Genomic DNA, 21,624 nt, shown 5'->3' with positions numbered 1-21,624 from the left:
AAGTGAGGACTTTTATGTCTTTAACCAAGCATTTCATTAATGGTGAATGGGTCGACTCCACCTCCGGAGCTACCCGCACTATCATCTGCCCTGCTAATGGCGAGGTCGTTGCCGAGGTCGCTGAAGGTGGCAAGGAAGATGTTGAAAAGGCAATCGCGGCTGCCCGCGAAGCCTTCGAGACAGGCGTGTGGTCTGGTGTTCCTGCGGCCAAGCGTGGCGATTTCCTGATTAAGGTCGCTGAAGAAATTGAGCGCCGCAAGGACGAGTTCGCACGCGCCGAAGCACTTGATACCGGCAAGCGTCTGGTTGAAGCAGAAGGTGACATGGATGATATCGCCAACTGCTTCCGCTATTACGGCAAGATTGCTGACTCGAACCCAGGCCGACTCGTTGATGCGGGAGACCCCACCGTGCTCTCCCGCGTGAAATATGAGCCAATGGGCGTCTGCGGCATGATTACGCCATGGAATTTCCCACTGCTGCAGGCTTCTTGGAAGATTGCACCTGCACTGGCAACCGGTAATTCTTTTGTCATTAAGCCATCGGAGCTGACTCCATCCACCACCCTTCTAATTGCGGATGTCCTGGATTCCCTGGGCCTTCCAGCTGGCGTGGCAAACGTAGTTATGGGTGATGGCATAAATGTTGGTGCCGTACTGTCCTCCCACCCAGAGATCGATCTCATCTCCTTTACCGGCGGTCTAGCCACCGGTAAAAAGATTGCTGAATCAGCAGCGCGCGGTGTAAAGAAGGTCGCGCTTGAGCTTGGTGGCAAGAACCCCAACATCGTCTTCGCTGATGCAGATTTCGATGCCGCAGTTGATAACGCACTCAACGCTGGTTTCATGGATTCTGGTCTGGTGTGCTCTGCGGGCACCCGCCTGATTGTCGAGGAATCCATTGCCGAGAAGTTTGTTGATGAGCTGGTTCGCCGCGCCGAGGGCATCGTCATGGGCGGACCATTTGATGAAAAGGCAGAAACTGGTCCTCTGATCTCAAAGGAACACCGCGATAAGGTCACCGATTACGTTAATCGTGGCATCGAAGCAGGCGGCCGCCTGCGCTGCGGCGGACACTGGGGTGGCGACGAGCTAGCAAATGGCTGCTTCTACGCACCAACGGTCATTGACCAGGTCGCTTCTGACAACCCAGCTGTTCAGGAAGAAGGCTTCGGCCCCGTCATTACCGTCGAGACTTTCAAGACTGAAGAAGAAGCCATCGCTATTGGCAATGACACCGACTACGGCCTGGCTGGTGGCGTGTGGTCCTCCAACCAGGGCACCGCACATCGCGTTTCCACCGCGCTGCGTCACGGCACCATCTGGATCAATGACTACCACCCATACATGCCACAGGCAGAGTGGGGCGGATTCAAGATGTCCGGTGTCGGCCGCGAACTGGGCCCATCGGGTCTTGAGGAATACCAGCAGGCAAAGCACATCTACCAGAACACCGAGCCTGCAGTCACCGGTTGGTTCCCAGATAAGACCAAATAAGACTTGCTGCGTGCAAAGCCTGAGCTGGTGCGTCGCGAACTGACACACCAGTAAAAAACAAAGATAGAAACTGAGCAAGGAGATATCAATGGCTGATCAGGCCAATCAGAAGGAATATGACTACATCATCGTGGGCGGCGGCTCGAGTGGCTCGGCTCTCGCTGCACGTTTGAGCGAAAACCCAGACGTGACCGTAGCTCTCATTGAGGCTGGACCTCATGATTCCAAGCATGATGAGGTACTGACGCTCAATCGCTGGCCAGAACTACTGGAATCTGGACTCGACTGGGACTACCCAATTGAGCAGCAGGAAAACGGCAACTCCTTCATGCGCCACTCCCGCGCAAAGGTGCTGGGTGGTTGCTCCTCCCACAACTCTTGCATCGCATTCCACACCCCAGCAGAAGACTTGGATCTGTGGGAAAAGCTCGGTGCTACCGGCTGGAACCGCGAGAATATTCTTCCACTGTTGAAGAAGCTGGAAACCAATGACCACGAGGGCGACCAGAATGGCCATGATGGTCCGGTTAACCTCATGTCCGTTCCGGCCCAGGATCCAGTCGGCGTTGCTGTGCTTGATGCTTGTGAAGAAGTAGGTATTCCACGCAAGGAATTCAACAAGGGTGAGACCGTCAAGCACGGTGCGAACTTCTTCCAGATCAACTCCAAGGAAGACGGCACTCGTTCTTCCTCTTCGGTGTCCTACCTCCACCCAATCGAAGGCCGTGAGAACCTGGATGTCCTCACCGATATGTGGGTTTCCCGCATCGTCTTCGATAAGGACAACAATGCCACCGGCGTTGAATACCAGCGTGACGTTTTTGGCCGCCGCGCAGAGCTGAAAGCTAACCGCGAGGTCATCATTTCCGCAGGCGCCATCAACACCCCGCAGCTGCTGATGCTTTCCGGCATTGGCCCAGCTGAGCACCTGAAGGAAGTCGGCGTTGATGTCCGCGTTGATTCCCCTGGTGTTGGCTCCAACTTGCAGGACCACCCTGAGGCAGTCATCAACTTTGAAACCAAGGTGGATATGGTTGATGACTCCACTCAGTGGTGGGAAATCGGTATCTTCACCCAGATCGATGAAGACACCGACCTACCTGATCTGATGATGCACTATGGTTCTGTGCCATTTGATATGCACACCCTGCGTCAGGGCTACCCAACTGCGGAGAATTCTTTCGCGTTGACCCCTAATATCACGCATGCTCGTTCCCGCGGTACGGTTCGTCTGCGATCCAGCGATTTCCGCGATAAGCCAGCTGTTGATCCTCGTTACTTCACCGACGAGGAAGGCTATGACATGCGCATCGCCGTTGAGGGCATCAAGTTGGCCCGCAAGATTGCGTCCCAGCCAGCGCTTGCCGATATCGTCGAGCGTGAGCTCTCCCCTGGCCCTGAGACACAGACTGATGAGCAGATCGCTGAGTACGTCTCCAAGACACACAACACCGTCTACCACCCAGCTGGCTCCTGCCGCATGGGTTCTGCTGATGATGACATGTCACCACTGGATCCGGAACTCCGTGTCAAGGGCGTCAATCGTCTGCGCGTAGCGGATGCTTCTGTCATGCCACAGCTGGTTGCTGTGAACCCAAATATCACCTGCATGATGATTGGTGAGCGCGCAGCTCAGCTCATCGCTGAAAGCTAAACGCAGGCTGTGCATGCACAGCCTGCGTGCACAAGTTAGTGCGTGCATCATTCACTTTTGAGAAGTAGCTCCCGAAGGCTTGAGACCTTGATGGTCGAAAGCACTCGGGAGTTAATTTTTGTAGCTGATTAGGCCTCGGCAGCTGCCTTTGCCTCAACGCGAGCGATGGCAACTTCCGCCACCTTCTGCTGGATGCCCATGTCGAGCTCAGAAGTAAAGCCCACGCAGGAGCAGTTGATTTCGCCTAGGACATAGGTGTCGGAACCATCTTTTGCATCGGCAAGCATGAAGTCAGCCGTCCAGATGAGCGGGATATTATCGCCGCCGAGCTTTTCAGCGATCACGGGGCGAGCTTCAGCAAACATATCCACCAAATCCTGCCACGCTTCTGGGGTGTCATAGCTGTACTTCGCACCAGAGAAGAGCGTTGCGGAGAAATTATCGCCGCCTTCAGCAGGCTGCTTATGCACCACAAAGACTGGATCTTCACCGACGAGCAGGATCCGGATTTCGCCCTCGACGATGCGAGGCATGAAACGCATGTCCACGAGCATGCCGTTATCGCCGATGATGTAGCGGTCACAGAAGTCCATGAAGTCACCCAACTCATGGATTTCAGTGTGATTATCAACCGCTTCGGTGCACTTCAGCTTCGTATCCAGCGGCAGCGGTGTACCTGGGGCAATCGATGCCGCCAGGCCTTTGTCATCTAGCTGCACACGCCAAATGCCGGTGCCCGTGGATCCACGGTTCTGCTTCAACACGCGCTCGCCATAAGACAGCGAGGTTGGGAAGGTCTCGTGGAAAGTTTCCACGTCATAGTATGCGGCGGTATCTGATGGCACGAGGTCGGTGTCATTAAACTTGACCAAGGCATCTTTCGCGCCATAGGCCATCATCTCTTCCGGCGTAGACATGCCCACCAAGCCCGCTTCAGTCAGCTGTGTGAGAAGTTCAAAATAGCCTTTCTCGCCACCTGGGACATTTCCTGGATTGACGCGGGAGATGAATGCGTCAAAATTCTCAGAAACATAGGTGAAGATATCTTCGCGCCATTCTGGGCGGAAGTAGACAACCTCAGAGTGCCAGCCTGCATCCAAAATGGAATTCACAATCGGCATAGTGTCTTTACGGTGACCATCAAAATACTTGTCAGAGCCGCCTTCGACTTCGAAGACCACAATTACTTTGTGCATGGAGGACTCTCCCCTTTCATGGGTAATTAAGAAACAAGAGGATTGAGGGCACCGCTAGAAACGACTAAATGAAGCGTTCCCCCACTTGAAAAATAGCGCATCCACCCCAATTCAGCGTGGTTGAAAAGAGCACTAATTTCACGGGGGTAACCTGCGTCTTTGCACGGAATAAAATTACTTAAATGCAAGGTCAAGTGACCTATTTTGAGCGTGAGATTCTCTAAGTGAAACTGTGACGAGAATTTTATGTAGTCAATACCACATTTGGCTATCTCAAGTGACCATTTATGAGATGGCACGGTAAGGTTGAGGAGACGCATTACAACCGATAAATAGTTATCGAAATAAAGAAAGGCCGCCGACGTGACTGAATTCGATCCGCACCCACCCTTTCAGGATTACGCGCAACCCGGTCGCCTCGTATCGGCGCCGTGGCTATCCGCACGCTTAGGTATTAAAGGTCTGCGTGTTATTGAGGTAGATGAAGATTCTTTGCTCTACGACATTGGGCACATCCCTACCGCAACGCGCATTAACTTCCACACCGAGTTGCTGGACCAAAACACCCGCGACGTTATTGATTCGGCAGGCTTTGCCGCGTTGATGCGCGATAAGGGCATCAAGCCTGATGACACGATTGTCATCTATGGCGATAAGTCCAACTGGTGGGCAGCTTTCGCCCTGTGGATTTTTGAGCTTTATGGCCACGAGGACGTCCGTTTGTTGGATGGTGGCCGTGATTCTTGGATGGCTGAAGAGCGCGATACCTCTTATATGGTCCCCGACTTCCCAGTTTCTGAGTATCCAGAGTCCCCACGCGCGGATGAGAAGCACCGTGCTTTCGTGGGTGATTTGCTGCAGGAAGATCCACAGCGCGTACTCATTGATACCCGCAGCGTTGAGGAATACAACGGTGAGCCAACCTCGCATTCCGCTAGCGGCGATTCCCAGTATGGCACTACGTTCCGCCACGGCCACATCCCTGGCGCAACCCATATCAAGTGGGCCGCAGCAACCTACCCGAACGCCACTTTCCGTCCATACAAGGATTTGGAATCTACCTATGGCGAGCTGCGTTCAGCATCTGAGGTCATTCTCTACTCACACCTCGGTGCGCAAGGCGCGCACACGTGGTTCGTACTGAAGTACCTCTTGGGTTTTGAGAACGTTCGCAACTATGACGGAGCTTGGGCTGAGTGGGGCAATATGGTCCGCATGCCAATTGAGAAATAAACCGATCCCGTAGTTAGAAGCACCCAAGAATTGCCTCGCTGAGGACTCTGATTTTTGAGATGAGATCAAAGACACGCCCGCACCCGCAGACATTTGCGCAGGTACGGGCATTTTCTTTATTGTTTGTTGCGAAAAAGCAAAATATGACGGTATTCTCATGTTTCTGTGTGCAAGAATAGTTGCAGTTCAAAGTTATTCATTTTTAGGAAGGTCAAATAGCCGTGGCAGTTGAATCCAAGAAGATCACCAAGGTTCTGATCGCGAACCGCGGCGAAATCGCGGTTCGCGTTATTCGCGCAGCTCGTGATGCGGGCATTGCCTCTGTGGCTGTGTACGCAGAACCAGACGCAGATGCTCCATTCGTTCAGTTGGCTGACGAAGCATTTGCCCTTGGCGGTCAAACTTCAGCAGAGTCTTACCTTGTCATTGACAAGATCCTGGACGCTGCGAAGAAGTCCGGGGCTAACGCTATCCACCCGGGCTACGGTTTCTTATCTGAGAACGCTGAGTTCGCACAAGCAGTCATTGACGCTGGCATCATCTGGATTGGTCCTTCCCCGAAGTCCATCGCTGACTTAGGCGATAAGGTCACCGCACGCCACATCGCTGAGCGCGCCGATGCACCAATGACCCCTGGCACCAAGGACCCAGTGGCGGACGCTGCCGAGGTTGAAGCTTTCGCTGAGCAAAATGGTCTGCCTATCGCTATTAAGGCAGCTTTCGGCGGCGGCGGTCGCGGCATGAAGGTCGCATATGAAAAGTCTGAGGTTGCAGAGCTCTTTGAGTCCGCAACCCGTGAGGCTGTTACCGCATTCGGCCGTGGTGAGTGCTTCGTTGAGCGTTACCTAGATAAGGCTCGCCACGTGGAGGCACAGGTCCTGGCGGACCAGCACGGCAACGTCATCGTTGTTGGTACCCGCGACTGCTCCTTGCAGCGTCGTTTCCAGAAACTGGTTGAGGAAGCCCCTGCCCCATTCTTGACCGATGAACAGCGTGCTTCTATCCACGAGTCCGCTAAGCGTATTTGCCGCGAGGCTGGCTACTACGGTGCCGGCACCGTTGAGTACCTGGTTGGCTCCGATGGCCTCATCTCCTTCCTTGAGGTCAACACCCGTCTGCAGGTTGAGCACCCAGTGACCGAGGAAACCACGGGTCTGGACCTGGTTCGTGAGCAGTTCCGTATTGCTGAAGGCCAGGAACTGCGTATCAAGGAAGACTCAACCCCACGTGGTCACGCGTTTGAGTTCCGCATCAACGGTGAAGACGCTGCTGCTGGCTTCATGCCTGCACCAGGCACCGTAACCCGCTACTCCGAGCCATCCGGCCCTGGCGTTCGCGTTGACTCCGGTATGCGCGAGGGTTCCGTCATTGGTGGACAGTTCGACTCCATGCTGGGCAAGCTGATTGTTTGGGGCGAGACCCGTGATGAGGCTCTGGCTCGCTCCCGTCGTGCGCTGTCTGAGTACAAGGTTGAAGGCCTTCCAACCGTTATTCCTTTCCACCAGGCGATTACCGCTGACCCAGCTTTCATCGGCAATGGAGACGGCTTCGACGTCTACACCAAGTGGATTGAAGAAGAGTGGGTCAATGAGCTGCCTGCATACGTCGATCCAGCTGAAGCTGCGGAAGAGTCCGACGAGCTGCCAGCACAGAAGTACGTTGTTGAAGTTGATGGCCGCCGCGTAGAGGTCGCATTGCCTGGCAACCTAGTTGTCGGCGGTGGCGCTGCCCCACGCAAGAAGTCCAAGAAGCGTCGTGGCGCTGGCTCCAAGGCTGCCGTGTCCGGTGACGCAGTGGTTGCACCAATGCAGGGCACCGTCATCAAGGTCAACGTTGAAAACGGCCAGGAAGTTGCCGAAGGCGACGTCATCGTCGTTCTGGAAGCCATGAAGATGGAAAACCCAGTCAAGGCCCACAAGTCCGGTATTGTCTCCGACTTGGCTGTCGAGACCGGTTCCCAGATCAACAAGGGCAACCCAATCCTCGAGATTAAGTAAGCTCAAGAGGCTTCAACGCTCTAGCGATAGAGCCCTCAAAGGCCGCAGGTACCAGTTGGTACCTGCGGCCTTCATCATTTCAGCGGCGTGCTTTACCAGTGCTTATTCCATGTAGCCGATGTCTTCGACGCCGACGTTGGCGAATGAATACGCGCCGTAATTGGCAAGGGTTGGGTCGGCTACTGCAACCATGCCAGGGCCATTAGCGAATGGCATGATGCCGTAGGTTCCCAGTGCTTCTTTCTCCAGCTCATTGGCGCGCGCAATTTGCTCATCGCCATCACCAATTTGCTGTAGTTCTTCAATCTTGGCATCTAGTTCTTCCGTGCCGGTGCCGGACCGGTTCAGCTCGGAATCAGACATGTACATCTGACCAAAGTAGGCAACACCGAATGGGTCGGTAGAAGAAAAGCCCATTGGGAAGACATCGAAAGAACGCTCAAAAGCACTTGACCTCGCCTATCAGTCGGCAAGGTAGGAGTGTGCTGGGATAACGGTCGTGGCGGAATCATTCTTTTCCACACTGAAACTGCATTTACTCTACGAACGCAAACAGTTTCAATCCAAGCTAGAAGCACGGATCGGTGTGGGCGAATGGATCGAGGCCTACTACAACCGGCCTCGCATCCACACCAGCACCGGCAAAATCCCTAAGAAAGCAATGGACGACTTCCTGACCCCACCAACGACTACCGCCGCGCAAGCGGCCTAACCAACAAACCAAAGAGTTTCCCCGTCAACAAAAATTGACACAGCCCAGCCACAACCACAATGTCAGCAAGTACTGCTGAGATTGCGACCATGACAGCGCCGAATGCTGCCACAGCGGTGGTGCCATGCATGTCATTTCGGCTGATGGTTTCGATGAAGTACTGTCCCATGCCATTCCATGCGAAAATCTGCTCAGTCATGATTGCGCCGGTAAAAATACCCGGCACGGAGAATGCCACCGACGTGGCCACAAAAATGATGGATGTGCGCAATGCGTGTTTGCGAATAGCGTGTGCACGGGTTAAGCCCCTGAGCACGGGCTGTTCGCACATAGTCTGCATTGAGGTTATCCAGCAGCAGGGTGCGCTGCATCATGTGATAGCCCGCGTAGGAAATGATGACCAGAGAAATAGTCGGAAGAATCAAGTGCTGGGCGGTATCAATCAGAGAAGGAAAGAAGCCCTCCACGTTCTGGCTCGATGCACCAGTGACATAAACAATGCGACGTCCAGCGATGTCCTTAATCCACAGTCCGCAGGCAACAACCAGCAGCGAGGCAACTGCCACGTGCACGTTCATGGTCACAATCGATGCTGCCTGCCAGAAACGGTCAGCTGCCTTATATTGACGGGATGCGGTGTACACGCCCAATCCGACACCAATGATGACGGAGAGAACGGTGGCTAGTAGAAGTAGCTGCGCAGAAACTAGTGCGCGATGACCAATCTGATCAATTACTTCCTCGCCGATGGGAGAAGTTCCCCACTCCCACCGGAAGAGAATTCCAGATAGCCAGGTCCACCAGCGCTCGATAAGCGGAGTAGTTTCACTCAAATTGAGTGGGGTAAGAATTCGGTCAGTTTGATCTTGAGAAAGTGGGGGTCGTCGAGCCGCATAATTGGATTTCGGGTCGAGGAACGAAGCCGCGAGAAGGTAGGCAATGTTGGTGGCTAGGAATACAATCAACATCCAGCTCGCGGTCTTTTTGATGATGTCTTTGAACATCCTCATCCATTCCGTTTGAGATTTACACAATAGTCCTTAAAGTGTCCCACACCTCAATCATTCCAATAATGAGATGCTATTCACATTTAAATGAGCTTTATACCAGGTAGCCCCACAGGGGATATAAGCCACTTTCCCGAAACAAAAAGAAGTTAGGGGTGAAAATTACCCCCGAAGTGAATAATCAAATCCCATACGCAAGTTATGCAATCTCGACATTTGTGCAGCTCAATCAGTTAAGAATTCGAGAACAAATGTTCCTTGAATGCAATCCACAGGACTACCACAGCCCGAATCAGGATAAATCCCGCACGTCAATAAGCTTGAAGTACCGGAACATAAATTAATCAATTGCCTAGTGAAATTTACTGCACTTAACGCTGATTTAAATTCACAATTGAGCCAATCTCAGTGGATGAAACCGAACATCGGACGGTCTTCCCAGCATTTCGAAATTAAGGATGCACGGACTTCCCTAGTCTGGTTAAGCTCGGAAGGCATGGACTTAAGCAACGTAAACGACACGCAGCTTCGCGTGCGACTTGCCCTTGAAGAAGACCGCACCTACTTGCTCCGATTGCTGTATCTCACTTCTGTTTTCGGAGACGAATCTGCCAAACTTCCGGAGTCACACACCCCGGATGTGGAACGCTATGTTGGTGATTGGTCACCGTTGGTGGATGGCGGTGTGATTGCAGTTTCTGATTTCGAGGTACCGGCTGGTGGTGCTTGGCTGCGCTACTTCACCGGAGATAACAAAGGTGCGGCATACATGGGCCCACAGTCCCCTGATGCGGACCCGCATGATGAATCACTCTGGGCTACCGAATTCGACCCAGAGTCCATTCCTGAGTTGTGCATCGCAGTAGAGCGCCGTTATGCCGGCCAGGGATTAGGTGAGATTCTTCTGAAGAATGTCGTAGACCTGGCACGCGAGCAAGACGCCCCAGCTGCTGCACTGTGGGTGGACTCTGAGAATTCTCGCGCGCGGAGGCTGTATGAACGCTTCGGATTTGAAGACATCACCATTCCCAATGAGAAACCAGGCGCGATGATCAAGTACTTCTGATAAATCGCTAATCTCCCCTTCTTCACCCTTCATAATTTTGTTGAAGGGGCGAAAACCGGTGGAGATTTATGCAGCAAAAGACCCTCGTCTCACCTATTGGGAGACGAGGGCCTTGAGGTTTTAGCATCACCGTGGCGAGCTAAATCCTACGGTGCTAGCTAATGACAGCGATGAGGTCGCCGCCTTCTACCTTGGTGGCCTGAGCGATAGCTACACGCTCAACCTTGCCGTCTTTGGTCGCAGAGATGGATGCTTCCATCTTCATTGCCTCGATAACAGCAACCTGGTCACCGGCCTTGACTTCATCACCAGCCTGAACAGTCGGGTTCACAACACCGGAGAATGGTGCAGCCACGTGGCCTTCCTGGTTCGGATCTGCCTTCTCCACGGTGGAGGTGACGGACTCAGCAGACTGGTCACGAACCTTCAATGGACGAATCTGGCCATTGACGTTCAAGATGACAGAGCGCATACCCTTCTCATCGGGCTCACCCACAGCATCCAGGCGCACAACCATCTGCTTCAAATCAGCACGGTCATTGGAGCCTTCTGGGAAGATGTGGATGATGCGCTCTTCGCCCTCATTAAGACCATAGAAGAAGTCCGCGTCATTGAGCGCCTCAGTGTTGCCGTAGTGGCGACGGAACTCATTGAACTCACCCCACTGCTTCGGGAAAAGCAGCCGGTTCAACGCTGGACGGCGCTCCGAAGAATCATCCGAATCCAGGTGAGGAGCTTCTTCTTCTGGGACCTCGCTGACCTTCAGCTCACCGGTACGTCCAGTCAGAATCTTGTCGCGCAATGGTGGCCAGCCACCTGGAGGGGTACCCAGCTCACCGCGCAAGAAGGAAATGACAGAATCTGGAATGTCGTACTTCGTTGGGCTTTCTTCAAAGTCCGCTGGATCTACACCGGCACCGACCAGGTGCAGCGCCAAGTCACCAACCACCTTGGAAGATGGAGTCACCTTGGTTGGGCGGCCCAGCATCTCATTGACAGCTGCGTAGTTATCCTCGATGACCTCGAAACGGTCAGCTAGGCCCAACGCTGACGCCTGCGCGCGCAGGTTGGAGAGCTGGCCGCCTGGAATCTCGTGCTTGTACACACGACCAGTAGGGCCAGGAATACCATTTTCGAATGGAGCATAGAGCTGGCGCACAGCCTCCCAGTATGGCTCCATGTTGGAGATGGAATCCAGGTCAATCTTGGTATCGCGGGAAGTATTCGCGAAGGCACCAACAATTGCGGATAGCGAAGGCTGTGAGGTGGTGCCCGCCAGCGGTGCGGATGCACCGTCAACAGCATCAGCGCCAGCCATCGCTGCCGCGTAGTAGGTAGCCAACTGGCCACCCGCGGTGTCGTGGGTGTGCACGTGGATAGGCAGGTCAAAGTTCTTGCGCAGCTCAGTCACCAAGGTGACAGCGGATTCTGGACGCAGCAGGCCAGCCATGTCCTTAATCGCCAGAACGTGCGCACCGGACTTCACAATCTCTTCCGCCAGTTTGAGGTAGTAATCCAGCGTATAAAGCTTCTCATTCGGATCACTCAAGTTGCCGGAGTATGCCATGGCAACCTCAGCCACGGTGGTGTTGGTTTCCAGAACGGCCTCAATCGCTGGACGCATCTGGGAAACGTCATTCAGCGCGTCGAAGATGCGGAATACGTCCACACCAGACTTTGCTGCCTCCTGCACGAATCCGCGGCAAACGCTGTCTGGGTACGGGGTGTAGCCGACAGTATTGCGGCCACGCAGCAACATCTGGATGTTGACGTTTGGCATTGCCTCACGCAGCAGATCCAGGCGCTGCCATGGATCTTCGAAGAGGAAGCGCATGGCAACGTCATAGGTTGCACCGCCCCAAGCCTCTACCGAGTAGAGGTTTGGCGTCAGACGAGCAACGTGCTCAGCGGCAGTAACCAGTGCAGTACCGCGCACACGGGTAGCAAGCAGCGACTGGTGCGCATCACGGAAGGTGGTATCCGTTACCGCCAAAGCATCCTGGTTACGCAATTTCTCAGCAAAAGCCTGTGGGCCCAGCTCCAGTAGCTCATCACGGGAACCACGTGGCAGCTGCACATTATCGCGGTCGATCTTTGGCAGCTTATCGAATGGACGCAGATCCGTTGGGCGCTCGCCATTAGGACGGTTGACGGTAACATCAGCCAGGTACTCCAAGATTCGGTCCTGCTCATTGGAAGCAGGAGGAGCCTTCAGAAGATCTGGGTGGTTATTGATGAAGCCGGTATCAATACGCTTGGTGATGAAATCTGGCTCGCGCAGCAATGCACGCAGGAAGCCAATGTTGGTCGCTACACCAGCGATGTTGAATTCCTTCAAAGCACGGCGAGAACGAGCCACTGCCTGCTGAAAGTCCTTGCCACGGCAGGTCATCTTCACCAGCAAAGAGTCAAAGTTTGGTGAGATTTCCGCACCTACAGAGGTCGCGCCGTCCAAGCGGACACCCGCGCCACCAGGTGAGCGGTAAGCAGTCAATGTACCGGTATCTGGGCGGAAACCGTTATTAGGATCCTCAGTGGTGATACGGCACTGCAGTGCGAAGCCGTTGAGGCGCACTTCTTCCTGGCTCAGACCCAGGTCTTCCAGGGTCGCGCCAGCAGCAATCTGCATCTGGGACTTTACGATGTCGATGCCGGTGACTTCTTCAGTCACCGTGTGCTCCACCTGCACGCGTGGGTTCATCTCGATGAAGACGTGGTTGCCGCGTTCATCAACGAGGAACTCGACGGTGCCAGCACCCTCGTAGTTGATGTGCTTACAGAAGTTGACGGCATCCTGGCAGATACGGTCACGCAATTCTGGGTCCAGGTAAGGTGCTGGAGCAATCTCCACAACCTTCTGGTGACGGCGCTGCACGGAGCAGTCACGCTCAAAGAGGTGCATGACATTGCCCTGGCCATCAGCCAGAATCTGCACCTCAATGTGCTGCGGCTTGATTACCGCAGTCTCCAGGTAAACACGGCCGTCGCCGAATGCTGCTTCTGCCTCACGGGAGGCTTCAGCAACACGCACCTTGAATTCTTCTTCATTCTCAATAAAGCGCATACCACGACCGCCGCCGCCGGCAAGCGCCTTAGCGAACATCGGGTATTCAAAGTCCTTAGATGCTTCAAAAAGCTCTTCCACATCGGTGGACGCTTTCGAGTCATGCAAAGTGGGCAGACCTGCTGCGGTAGCTGCTTCTACTGCCGCTGCCTTATCGCCGGTCAGATCAAGGGTATCCGCAGATGGTCCGATGAACTTAATGCCTTCTGCCGCACATGCGCGAGCCAATTCTGCGCGTTCTGAAAGGAAACCATAGCCGGGGTAAACGGCATCTGCGCCAGTCTTCTTTGCCGCACGAATGACCTCATCAATATTGAGGTAAGACTTGACCGGCTGGCCGTCCACACCAATGCGAACCGCTTCATCAGCGAATGCACGGTGGAAGGAGTTTCTATCCTCACGGGGATAAATGGCAACAGTTTTTGCACCGGTCTCATATGCGGCGCGGAATGCGCGAACTGCGATTTCGCCGCGGTTGGCGACGAGAATCTTCTTAAACGATGGAAGCGCGGAATCTACCACGGTTGCATGTCCTTTCATGGAGACAATAAGCAAACATGCGCGACGACCAGGATTTGATGTCTTGGACTTTCCCGATCTTGACCTGGGGTGGTGGTCCCGAGCATGCTGACATATTGACTTAGGCGAAATGAGTACATCGTCCTGCACGCTATGCGCACAAGAGGTGACGCTGACAACTATACGTGTTCTGGCTAACTCACATAACTTTTTCTTCGAAACGGGTTATGTGCAAAATTAGCCAAGAATCGTTAATTAGAACTTTGCCAACGTAAAACTCGCCGCCTAGTGGCCATTTTTCTGGACCTGGCGGCGAGCTTCGCAAGATGCACGAAAATCTTTGCAAGATTAACGTGAATGTATATTAGTAATCACCCTGCATATTGGGGGTGGGAACCTGAAGCGCTCAGAGCCTTAGAAGGACTTTGGCGGAACTGGACGCTGCTCTTCACCAACGTAGGCAGAAAGTGGACGAATCAGGGAGTTATTCTCATTCTGCTCCACAATGTGCGCGGTCCAGCCGGTGATACGCGACATGACGAAGATTGGTGTGAAGAACTCAATTGGGAAGCCCAGGATGTAGTACGCAGGACCAGCTGGGAAGTCCAGGTTTGGCTTGATCTTGATGGAGGTATTTTCTTCCATGGTCTTAGCCAAGATGTCATAGATTTCTACCCACTTGGTCTGACCGTGATCTTCGGCCAATTCCTTGAAAGCTGCCTCCATGGTTGGAACACGGGAGTCACCCTTCTTGTACACGCGGTGACCAAAGCCCATGACCAGATCCTTATTAGCCAGCTTCTCCTTGGCCCACTCCTCCGCCTTGGATGGGTCATCAATCTCAATCATGTTGTGCATGACGGCCTCATTTGCACCACCGTGCAGTGGGCCCTTGAGGGCACCGATAGCAGCGACCACTGCGGAGTAGGTATCCGACATGGTGGAGGTCACCACGCGACCAGTGAACGTGGAGGCATTGAAGGAGTGCTCCGCGTAAAGAATGAGGGACTTATCAAAGGCCTCAATATCGGAACGGGAGTTCGCAGGAGAACCTTCCTCATCACCGAAGACCATCCAGAGGAAGTTCTCAGCAAATCCCTTCTTACGGGATGGCTCGATGTAGCCCTTACCCTGACGGCGGCGAATGTCGAGCGCAACGATGGTTGGCAGCTTTGCCATCAATTCCAGCGCGGAATGACGGATGTGCTCAGAGTCGCGGGTGTAGGCATCTGGATCCTGTGCGCCGATGAAGGATACCGCGGTGCGCAGTACGTCCATTGGGTGGCAAGACAGTGGCATAGCCAGAATCAAGTCAATGAGGTGGCGGTCTAGGTGGCGCAACGCCTTTTCACGCGCAGAGAAGCGGATGAGGGATTCCTGGCCTGGCAGCTTGCCATTCCACAACAGGTAGGCAACTTCCTCGAAGCTGCAGTAACGTGCCAGCTCCTGAACTGGGTAACCACGGTAGGTCAAAGAGTTGGTCTCTGGGACAACCTTGGACACAGCGGTTTCATCAACGACAACGCCGTAGAGGCCCTTGCGGATTTCTGGGGTTTCAGACATGGTGTTCTCCTTTGAGATTGGGTGGGTTTGAAATTCCTGACGCAGTGGCGCACATTTCCTGAGTACAGAAAGGTAGTGGCCATCACAGCCAAATTTGGGTAAAAGGTGGGTCCTAAAACCGCTGATCGGTTGAAGTGGTTTTAGGACCTCGGGGCACCTTTCAAGAAGGTGCCTACCTAACGGCAACTACTTAAAAAGTAGGCTTGTAGGATTCCTGGGAGTAGGTAAATACTGACTGGTCAAAGTCGTTGTATTCGTTGTAGCGGACCAGCTCGTAGAGCCTGGAGCGGTGCTGCATACGCTCGAGCCATTCCTCGGACTGCAGACCATCGGCATGCATGTCGCGGAGGAATTCTTCGGTCGCACCCATCGCCACGCGGAAGGTGGAGACCGGCCAGATAACCGCGTTATAGCCCAGGTCCTGAATCTGCTTGGCCGAGAGCAATTTGGTTTTGCCAAATTCTGTCATATTCGCCAGCAACGGAATATCCACTGCCTCGCGGAACTTGGCAAAGTCTTCTTCGGTGTACAGCGCCTCAGTAAAGATCATGTCCGCACCAGCATCGGCATAGGCTTTCGCTCGGTCAAGGGCATCTTCAATGCTGTGGACTCCAGCGGCATCGGTACGCGCGCAAATGATGAAATTCTCATCACGACGCTCATTGACCGCTGCTGCGATTCGTCGCACCATCAGGTCCTTGGGTACAACTTCCTTGCCATCCAAGTGGCCACAGCGCTTCGGATTGACTTGGTCCTCAAGGTGACAACCAGCCAGGCCAGCGTCCTCAAGTGCTGCGATGGTACGCGCGGCGGACATTGGTTCGCCGAAGCCGGTATCGGCATCAACGAGCACCGGCAAATCGGTCACGCGGGCAATCTGCCCGGCGCGCTGCGCTACCTCGGTCAAGGTGGTCAGGCCGATATCTGGCAGACCCAGATCGTTGGCGAGCACAGCACCGGAGATGTAGACGCCTTCAAAGCCACCAATATCTTGAATCAGGCGTGCGGTCAGTGGATTGAATGCGCCCGGCAGCTTGGTCAGTTCGTTACTTTCCAGCGAAGCGCGGAACTCGGCACGCTTTTCGGCATTGGTTTTGGTGGAGCCAAATAGTCCAGCCATTTAGAAGATCCCTCCTGGGGTTTGTGGCGCCTGTGCCAAAGCCTCATCGGTCAGGCGCACGTTCAGCTCGCGCAGGTCGGTGAGGTTCTCAACGTTTTCCGCAGCAGCCAGGAAGCGGTCCTGTTCTTCTGGGGATACGAGGCCCTCGGCTAGCGTGCGGAACTTTGCGATGTACTGCTCGCGCGCGAATGGGCGGGCGCCGAATGGGTGAGCATCGGCCACAGCCATTTCATCTTCGATGACGGTGCCATCCTTGAACGTGATAACCGCCTTGGCACCGAACGCCTTTTCATTCGGGTCATGGGAGTGGTAGCGGCGGGTCCACTCTTCATCCTCCACTGTGGAGACCTTGTGCCACAGCTCAACGGTCTCTGCGCGGTTGGCGCGCTCTGGCGCGTAGGAATCCACGTGGTGCCAGGTGCCGTCTTCGAGGGCTACGGCGAAGATGTACATGATGGAGTGGTCCAGGGTTTCACGCGATGCATTCGGGTCCATCTTCTGCGGATCATTCGCACCGGTACCAATCACGTAGTGGGTGTGGTGCGAGGTGTGCAGAACAATTGACTCAATGTCGGCAGTGTTGAGCCCCTTCTCTTCCAGCGTGGACTTCATGCGGCGTGCCAGGTCGATCGGTGCCTGGGACTGGTATTCCGCTGAGTGCTCCTTGGTGTAGGTGTCCAGGATGGCACGCTTTTCTTCGCCCGCTGCTGGCAATGGAACGGTGTAGGTACGCTCTGGGGAATGCAGCATCCACGCGATGAAGCCGTCTTCACCTTCCCAGATTGGTGCAGGTGCGCCCTCACCACGCATAGCGCGGTCGACTGCTTCAATCGCCATCTTGCCAGCGAATGCTGGCGCGTATGCCTTCCAGGAAGAAATCAAGCCCTTGCGGGACTGACGCGTTGCGGTGGTCGTGTGCAGCGCCTGACCAATAGCCTGGTAGATGGTGTCGGTGTCTAAGTCCAGCATGGTACCCAGACCAGCTGCGACGGATGGGCCGAGGTGCGCGACGTGGTCAATCTTCCACTCGTGCAGGCAAATACCCTTCACCAAGTTGACCTGGATTTCATAGCCGGTAGCAATACCGCGCAGCAGCGCCTTGCCGTCCAGGCCCTTGTGCTGGGCGACCGCCAGAATCGGCGGGATATTATCGCCTGGGTGGGAGTATTCCGCGGCCAAGAAGGTGTCGTGGAAGTCCAGTTCACGCACCGCGGTGCCATTAGCCAGCGCTGCCCACTCAGCGGAGTAGTTGCCATCCACACCGAAGATGGTTGCGCCACCTTCATCCACACCGTGGCCTTGCGCAATCACGCGAGCAGAGGTCACCGGGCGGCGAATCACGGACGCTACAGCTACCGATGCATTGTCAATGATGCGGTTGATGATCATGTCCTTGATCTCTTGACCAAGCTCAACCGGATCCGCTGCAACCTGGGCAATCTTATATGCCAGGTGCTCTTCAAGCGGGAAGTCCTCCGCGGACTTATGGGTACGTACTGAATGCTCAATCATGTCTTTTCCGTATAGCCCTTTCTAGAACCATTCACGACTAGTTGCGTTACACATCACACTAGGTAAGATTTCATGCGTTGCGCCATAGGTAGAATTTGTGTAAAAATGTGGCGCAGATTAGTAAAATTAGCAAAACTTGCATAACCCGCAGCTAGTCTAGGGTTTTACGGAAAGGCAAATCATGAGCAAACACTTCGCGGGGGCAAGAATCCACTCATTACGCAAGAGCCATGGCCTGACTCAGGTGGAGATGGCCAAGCAGCTCAACCTTTCCACGAGCTACCTCAACCAGCTGGAAAATGACCAGCGCCCACTCACGGTCACAGTGCTCATGCAGATCTCGCAAGCTTTCAATGTGGACACCACTTACTTCTCCACCGACCGCGACCTGCGCGTAGTCAATGAGCTGCGCTCGCTCTTTCCCAGCGCCGAAGATGACACTTTGCATGATTTAGCCTCCCGCTTCCCGGAGCTTATGCCAAAGCTGGTTTCCGTTGCGCGGGCCAGTCCAGAAGAAGCCACCCCGTCGCCGCAGGAGCTGGTTCAAACCTATTTCTTCGAATCGCATAACTACATCCATGACTTAGATGTGCTGGCGGAAGAACTCTCCCATCGTTTGGGCGATAAAATCTTGCGGCTTAATCACCTGGCCAATCTCTTGGACCGTGACTTTGATGTCCACACCCGTTTCGGTCGCGCCAATCAAACCGAGCGCCGCGTGTTTGAGCCCGCCTCGCGGGAGTTATCGTTGCGCGCCGGGCTTTCGGATGCCCAGCTGACCTTCCAGCTCGCCATGCAATATTGCCTTCTCGCCTACCCTGAGGTGCTAGATAACTTGGTCCATGAGCTTCCGGAGGGCCTCGCCCGCCAAACCGCACGCTATGGACTGGCACAATATTTCGCTGCGGCGGTCACGCTGCCCTATACGGATTTTCTCGAAACAGCTGAGAATACTCGTTATGACATTGACCGAATGGCCGCCATCTTTGGTACCGGTTTTGAGACCACCGCGCAGCGTTTGACCACGTTGCAGCGTCCCGGCGCGCGCGGTGTGCCCTTCGTGTTTATCCGAACTGACCGTGCCGGCAATATTTCCAAACGGCAATCAGCCACGTCTTTTCACTTCTCACGCACCGGCGGCTCCTGCCCGCTGTGGGCCATCCACCGTGCTTTTGAAACCCCTAACCGCATCACTCGTCAGGTTGCCACCATGCCCGATGGTCACACCTATTTGTGGATCGCCCGCCACGTCCAGGGCCAAGTGAAGTCTTTTGGCACTCCCCGCAAGGAATTCGCCGTGGGGTTGGGCTGCAATATCTCCCAAGCCGACAAGCTCATCTATTCCGATGCGCTAAACCTCTCCCCCAGTTCGTCCACTCCAATTGGCCCTGGCTGCACCATCTGCCCGCGCGAAGCCTGCCCCCAGCGCGCATTCCCGCAGGCAGGGCGCGAGCATGCTATCAATCTCAACTCCACCTCAGAAACTCCCTTCGATTTTGCTTAGTGCCACCCCGGCCTTCCTCGCCTAGACTCCGATCTCAAGCGCTCAGCATTTGGCGCAATGAGTTGGCGATACGTCGGAGGGGGACTTCATGCCAAGCACTTCACGCACGCCTGAAGGCGATGATGACGGCACCATCTCTTATACCGACTACCTCGCCCACATCCCCGCGGCTAAAGAACTCACCTCCGTCGAAGCCACCCCGGATGCGGAAACTCTACATGATGAAGCTCCAGACATCGAAGCTCAAAAGCCTCCCCCTGCACTCGTGACCGTTGACCGTTCAAAGCTGCCAAAGATAAGTGAGAATACTCGTGCTTTTGCCCTGGCCACCGGACTTTTCACTCTGGTCTACGGCACCATCAACGGCATAATTCTTTTGGTTTATGCATTTTCTGCTGGAATCATGCCGGATGATGAACCTGTGCAGCCAAGGTTTCTTCCGCTCAACCCTTATGCTTACTTTCCAACTGATTGGACGTTGCCCACGTGGTTGGAAACTCGTTCCACCCGTGATGATGCTTTGATACTCGCACAAGACCATGTTGATACAGAGAATGTCTCTGAAGTAGAACTCGAAACGCTCTTGCGGGACCACGACACCCCAGAGTTCACCAATGGCGCCATCAGACACGCGATGAATAATGTGGCGGCCGACTGGAACGCAGAAGCACTCGCCACCGCCGAGCAATTAATTGAAGAAGCTGCCTACTCCGAAGAAGATATCAAGTACAAACTCCATTACTCACTGAAGTTCACCGAGGAACAAACTGCGTTTGCCCTGGATAATCTCAATGCTGATTGGCATGCTGAAGCAGTTGAACGGGCAGAAAACTTAATTGCGCTCGGAACCGATGCCCCTGACCAAATCCGTTTAGTACTCGAAATGGACTTCAGTGATGAGCAGGTCCAACATGCAATGGACACCTTGGGGCTCGAGTAAGCATCACAATTCTTTTCCGCAACTTTGGGCGGAAAATTCCCCACCAGTATTTATTTCCCAGCCTGGTTCAGTAGACTTCGTGCATAAGAAACTTTCAGCTTGTGATCCCTTGACACTGCCGCGAATTCCGAGGAGCCTTTTATGCCCACGCCCAATTCTCATGACTATGGCGCTTACCCATCAGGGCATGATGGCGGATACTACCCAAGCCATGACAATGACTATCCGACCCAGGGCTACCCAACGCAGAGCTATCCCGAGTACAAGGAATCTCTCAAGCAAAACCGGGTCTTCGCTTCCCAGAAGCCCACGGAACCGCCCAAAGAGCGCAAATCTGGCAAGTTTGGCTGGCCTGCCATTATTGCCGCAGTACTGCTCCTCCTGGTGGGCAGCGGCATCACGCTCACCTCACTGGATCTTGGTTCCGATTCAGATTCAGATACTTTTACCCCTACTAGCTCCAATAATGAGGAAGCCCTGGAATATGCCCAGAAGCAGCTGGAATACACCCACTATTCCTATGCGAAGCTAGAAGAACGGCTCTCCGATGATTTCGAGCCACGGTTTTCTGACGGCGCGGTCCAATACGCAATGGACAACGTCGACGCCGATTGGAATGCAGAAGCAGTAGAAGCACTGGAAAGCTACGTGCGCCACGGACACCTCTCCGAGCTCGGAATGATGCGCCAGCTAACGTCCCCGTCGGGTGAAGCTTTCCCCCAAGATCAGGCTGAGCATGCCCTAGATACTGTGGACGTGGATTGGAATGAAGAGGCAGTAGAAGCCGCAGAAAGCTACTGGAGCCTGCATAATGTTAATACGGCCGAGAAATTGCACGATACGTTGACCTCCGAAAATGTTGCTGGTTTCACCGAAGAACAAGCCGACTATGGAATGCGCCAGATTGGCGTTTCTTAGAACACGTGCACCCATATTGAGCTGGACGTTTTCGAAAAGTTAGTACAAGCATTCTAGCTAAAACTCATGCCGTGTCCGGTTGCCTTGACATGATGAGGAAGTACCAAGCAAGCAGCCCCTAAA

Annotated in this window: 14 protein-coding genes and 2 pseudogenes; 9 read left to right on the top strand and 7 right to left on the bottom strand. The window is 54.3% G+C overall.

The features are described from left to right. Positions 1 to 14: 14 nt before the first annotated feature. Both ACG98I_RS03815 and ACG98I_RS03810 read left to right on the top strand, forming a co-directional pair. Entirely contained in the window at positions 15 to 1,496 is a 1,482-nt protein-coding gene (locus tag ACG98I_RS03815; RefSeq protein ID WP_394718521.1) for an aldehyde dehydrogenase family protein, read from the top strand. Between the two features lie 88 nt (positions 1,497 to 1,584). Next, positions 1,585 to 3,150: a GMC family oxidoreductase gene (locus ACG98I_RS03810; protein ID WP_394718519.1), complete on the top strand. Its 1,566-nt coding sequence runs from the start codon at positions 1,585 to 1,587 to the stop codon at positions 3,148 to 3,150. A 128-nt stretch (positions 3,151 to 3,278) separates the two neighbouring features. On the opposite strand, the gene ACG98I_RS03805 is transcribed toward ACG98I_RS03810, so the two are convergent. Beyond that, a complete protein-coding gene (locus tag ACG98I_RS03805) occupies positions 3,279 to 4,346 on the bottom strand; it encodes a Cj0069 family protein (RefSeq protein ID WP_394718518.1) in 1,068 nt (355 codons plus the stop codon). Between the two features lie 363 nt (positions 4,347 to 4,709). Here ACG98I_RS03805 and ACG98I_RS03800 point away from each other — a divergent pair, with 363 nt between their 5' ends. Together ACG98I_RS03800 and ACG98I_RS03795 are read left to right on the top strand one after the other, a co-directional pair. Further along, complete coding sequence (locus ACG98I_RS03800; RefSeq protein WP_394718516.1) at positions 4,710 to 5,579, top strand: sulfurtransferase; 870 nt, start codon at positions 4,710 to 4,712, stop codon at positions 5,577 to 5,579. Between the two features lie 221 nt (positions 5,580 to 5,800). Then, complete coding sequence (locus tag ACG98I_RS03795; protein ID WP_394718514.1) at positions 5,801 to 7,576, top strand: biotin carboxylase N-terminal domain-containing protein; 1,776 nt, start codon at positions 5,801 to 5,803, stop codon at positions 7,574 to 7,576. A 102-nt stretch (positions 7,577 to 7,678) separates the two neighbouring features. Here the strand turns inward: ACG98I_RS03795 and ACG98I_RS03790 are convergent. Then, positions 7,679 to 8,008, bottom strand: a pseudogene (locus ACG98I_RS03790) (ABC transporter family substrate-binding protein); the annotation flags it as partial. Between the two features lie 67 nt (positions 8,009 to 8,075). Between ACG98I_RS03790 and ACG98I_RS03785 the strand changes: the two are divergent. Further along, positions 8,076 to 8,288 carry an integrase core domain-containing protein gene (locus ACG98I_RS03785; RefSeq protein WP_394718512.1) on the top strand — a complete coding sequence of 71 codons (213 nt, stop codon included), beginning with the start codon at positions 8,076 to 8,078 and terminating at the stop codon, positions 8,286 to 8,288. On the opposite strand, the pseudogene ACG98I_RS03780 reads toward ACG98I_RS03785, so the two are convergent. Further along, positions 8,266 to 9,292 (bottom strand): annotated as a pseudogene (locus tag ACG98I_RS03780) (ABC transporter permease). The gene ACG98I_RS03785 and the pseudogene ACG98I_RS03780 sit on opposite strands and share 23 nt — an antisense overlap. Positions 9,293 to 9,791: 499 nt before the next feature. On the opposite strand from ACG98I_RS03780, the gene ACG98I_RS03775 reads away from it, so the two are divergent. Next, positions 9,792 to 10,361, top strand: coding sequence for a GNAT family N-acetyltransferase (locus tag ACG98I_RS03775; RefSeq protein ID WP_394718510.1), 570 nt, complete (start codon positions 9,792 to 9,794; stop codon positions 10,359 to 10,361). 154 nt (positions 10,362 to 10,515) lie between these two features. On the opposite strand, the gene ACG98I_RS03770 is transcribed toward ACG98I_RS03775, so the two are convergent. From ACG98I_RS03770 to prpD, 4 genes are all read right to left on the bottom strand, one after another. Beyond that, complete coding sequence (locus ACG98I_RS03770) at positions 10,516 to 13,965, bottom strand: pyruvate carboxylase (RefSeq protein ID WP_394732525.1); 3,450 nt, start codon at positions 13,963 to 13,965, stop codon at positions 10,516 to 10,518. Between the two features lie 393 nt (positions 13,966 to 14,358). Continuing rightward, on the bottom strand, positions 14,359 to 15,507 hold the full coding sequence (locus tag ACG98I_RS03765) for a bifunctional 2-methylcitrate synthase/citrate synthase (RefSeq protein ID WP_394718507.1): 1,149 nt from the start codon (positions 15,505 to 15,507) through the stop codon (positions 14,359 to 14,361). Between the two features lie 190 nt (positions 15,508 to 15,697). Beyond that, a complete protein-coding gene (gene prpB, locus ACG98I_RS03760; RefSeq protein WP_394718505.1) occupies positions 15,698 to 16,627 on the bottom strand; it encodes a methylisocitrate lyase in 930 nt (309 codons plus the stop codon). Then, entirely contained in the window at positions 16,628 to 18,139 is a 1,512-nt protein-coding gene (gene prpD, locus ACG98I_RS03755) for a 2-methylcitrate dehydratase PrpD (protein WP_394718503.1), read from the bottom strand. Positions 18,140 to 18,320: 181 nt separating this feature from the next. Between prpD and ACG98I_RS03750 the strand changes: the two genes are divergently transcribed. The 3 genes from ACG98I_RS03750 to ACG98I_RS03740 all read left to right on the top strand — a co-directional run bounded on the left by ACG98I_RS03750 (position 18,321) and on the right by ACG98I_RS03740 (position 21,501). Beyond that, positions 18,321 to 19,643: a short-chain fatty acyl-CoA regulator family protein gene (locus ACG98I_RS03750; protein WP_394718502.1), complete on the top strand. Its 1,323-nt coding sequence runs from the start codon at positions 18,321 to 18,323 to the stop codon at positions 19,641 to 19,643. 88 nt (positions 19,644 to 19,731) lie between these two features. After that, positions 19,732 to 20,583 carry an Ltp family lipoprotein gene (locus ACG98I_RS03745; RefSeq protein ID WP_394718501.1) on the top strand — a complete coding sequence of 284 codons (852 nt, stop codon included), beginning with the start codon at positions 19,732 to 19,734 and terminating at the stop codon, positions 20,581 to 20,583. Positions 20,584 to 20,724: 141 nt separating this feature from the next. Next, positions 20,725 to 21,501, top strand: a complete 777-nt coding sequence (locus tag ACG98I_RS03740) for an Ltp family lipoprotein (protein WP_394718500.1) — start codon at positions 20,725 to 20,727, stop codon at positions 21,499 to 21,501. Positions 21,502 to 21,624: the final 123 nt, after the last annotated feature.

Origin of the sequence: Corynebacterium sp. L4757 (assembly GCF_043673995.1) — a bacterium.
In the GTDB taxonomy this organism is placed as follows: domain Bacteria; phylum Actinomycetota; class Actinomycetes; order Mycobacteriales; family Mycobacteriaceae; genus Corynebacterium.
Note: the sequence above shows the minus strand (reverse complement) of the source record. Positions and strands in the feature narration are given on the sequence as shown.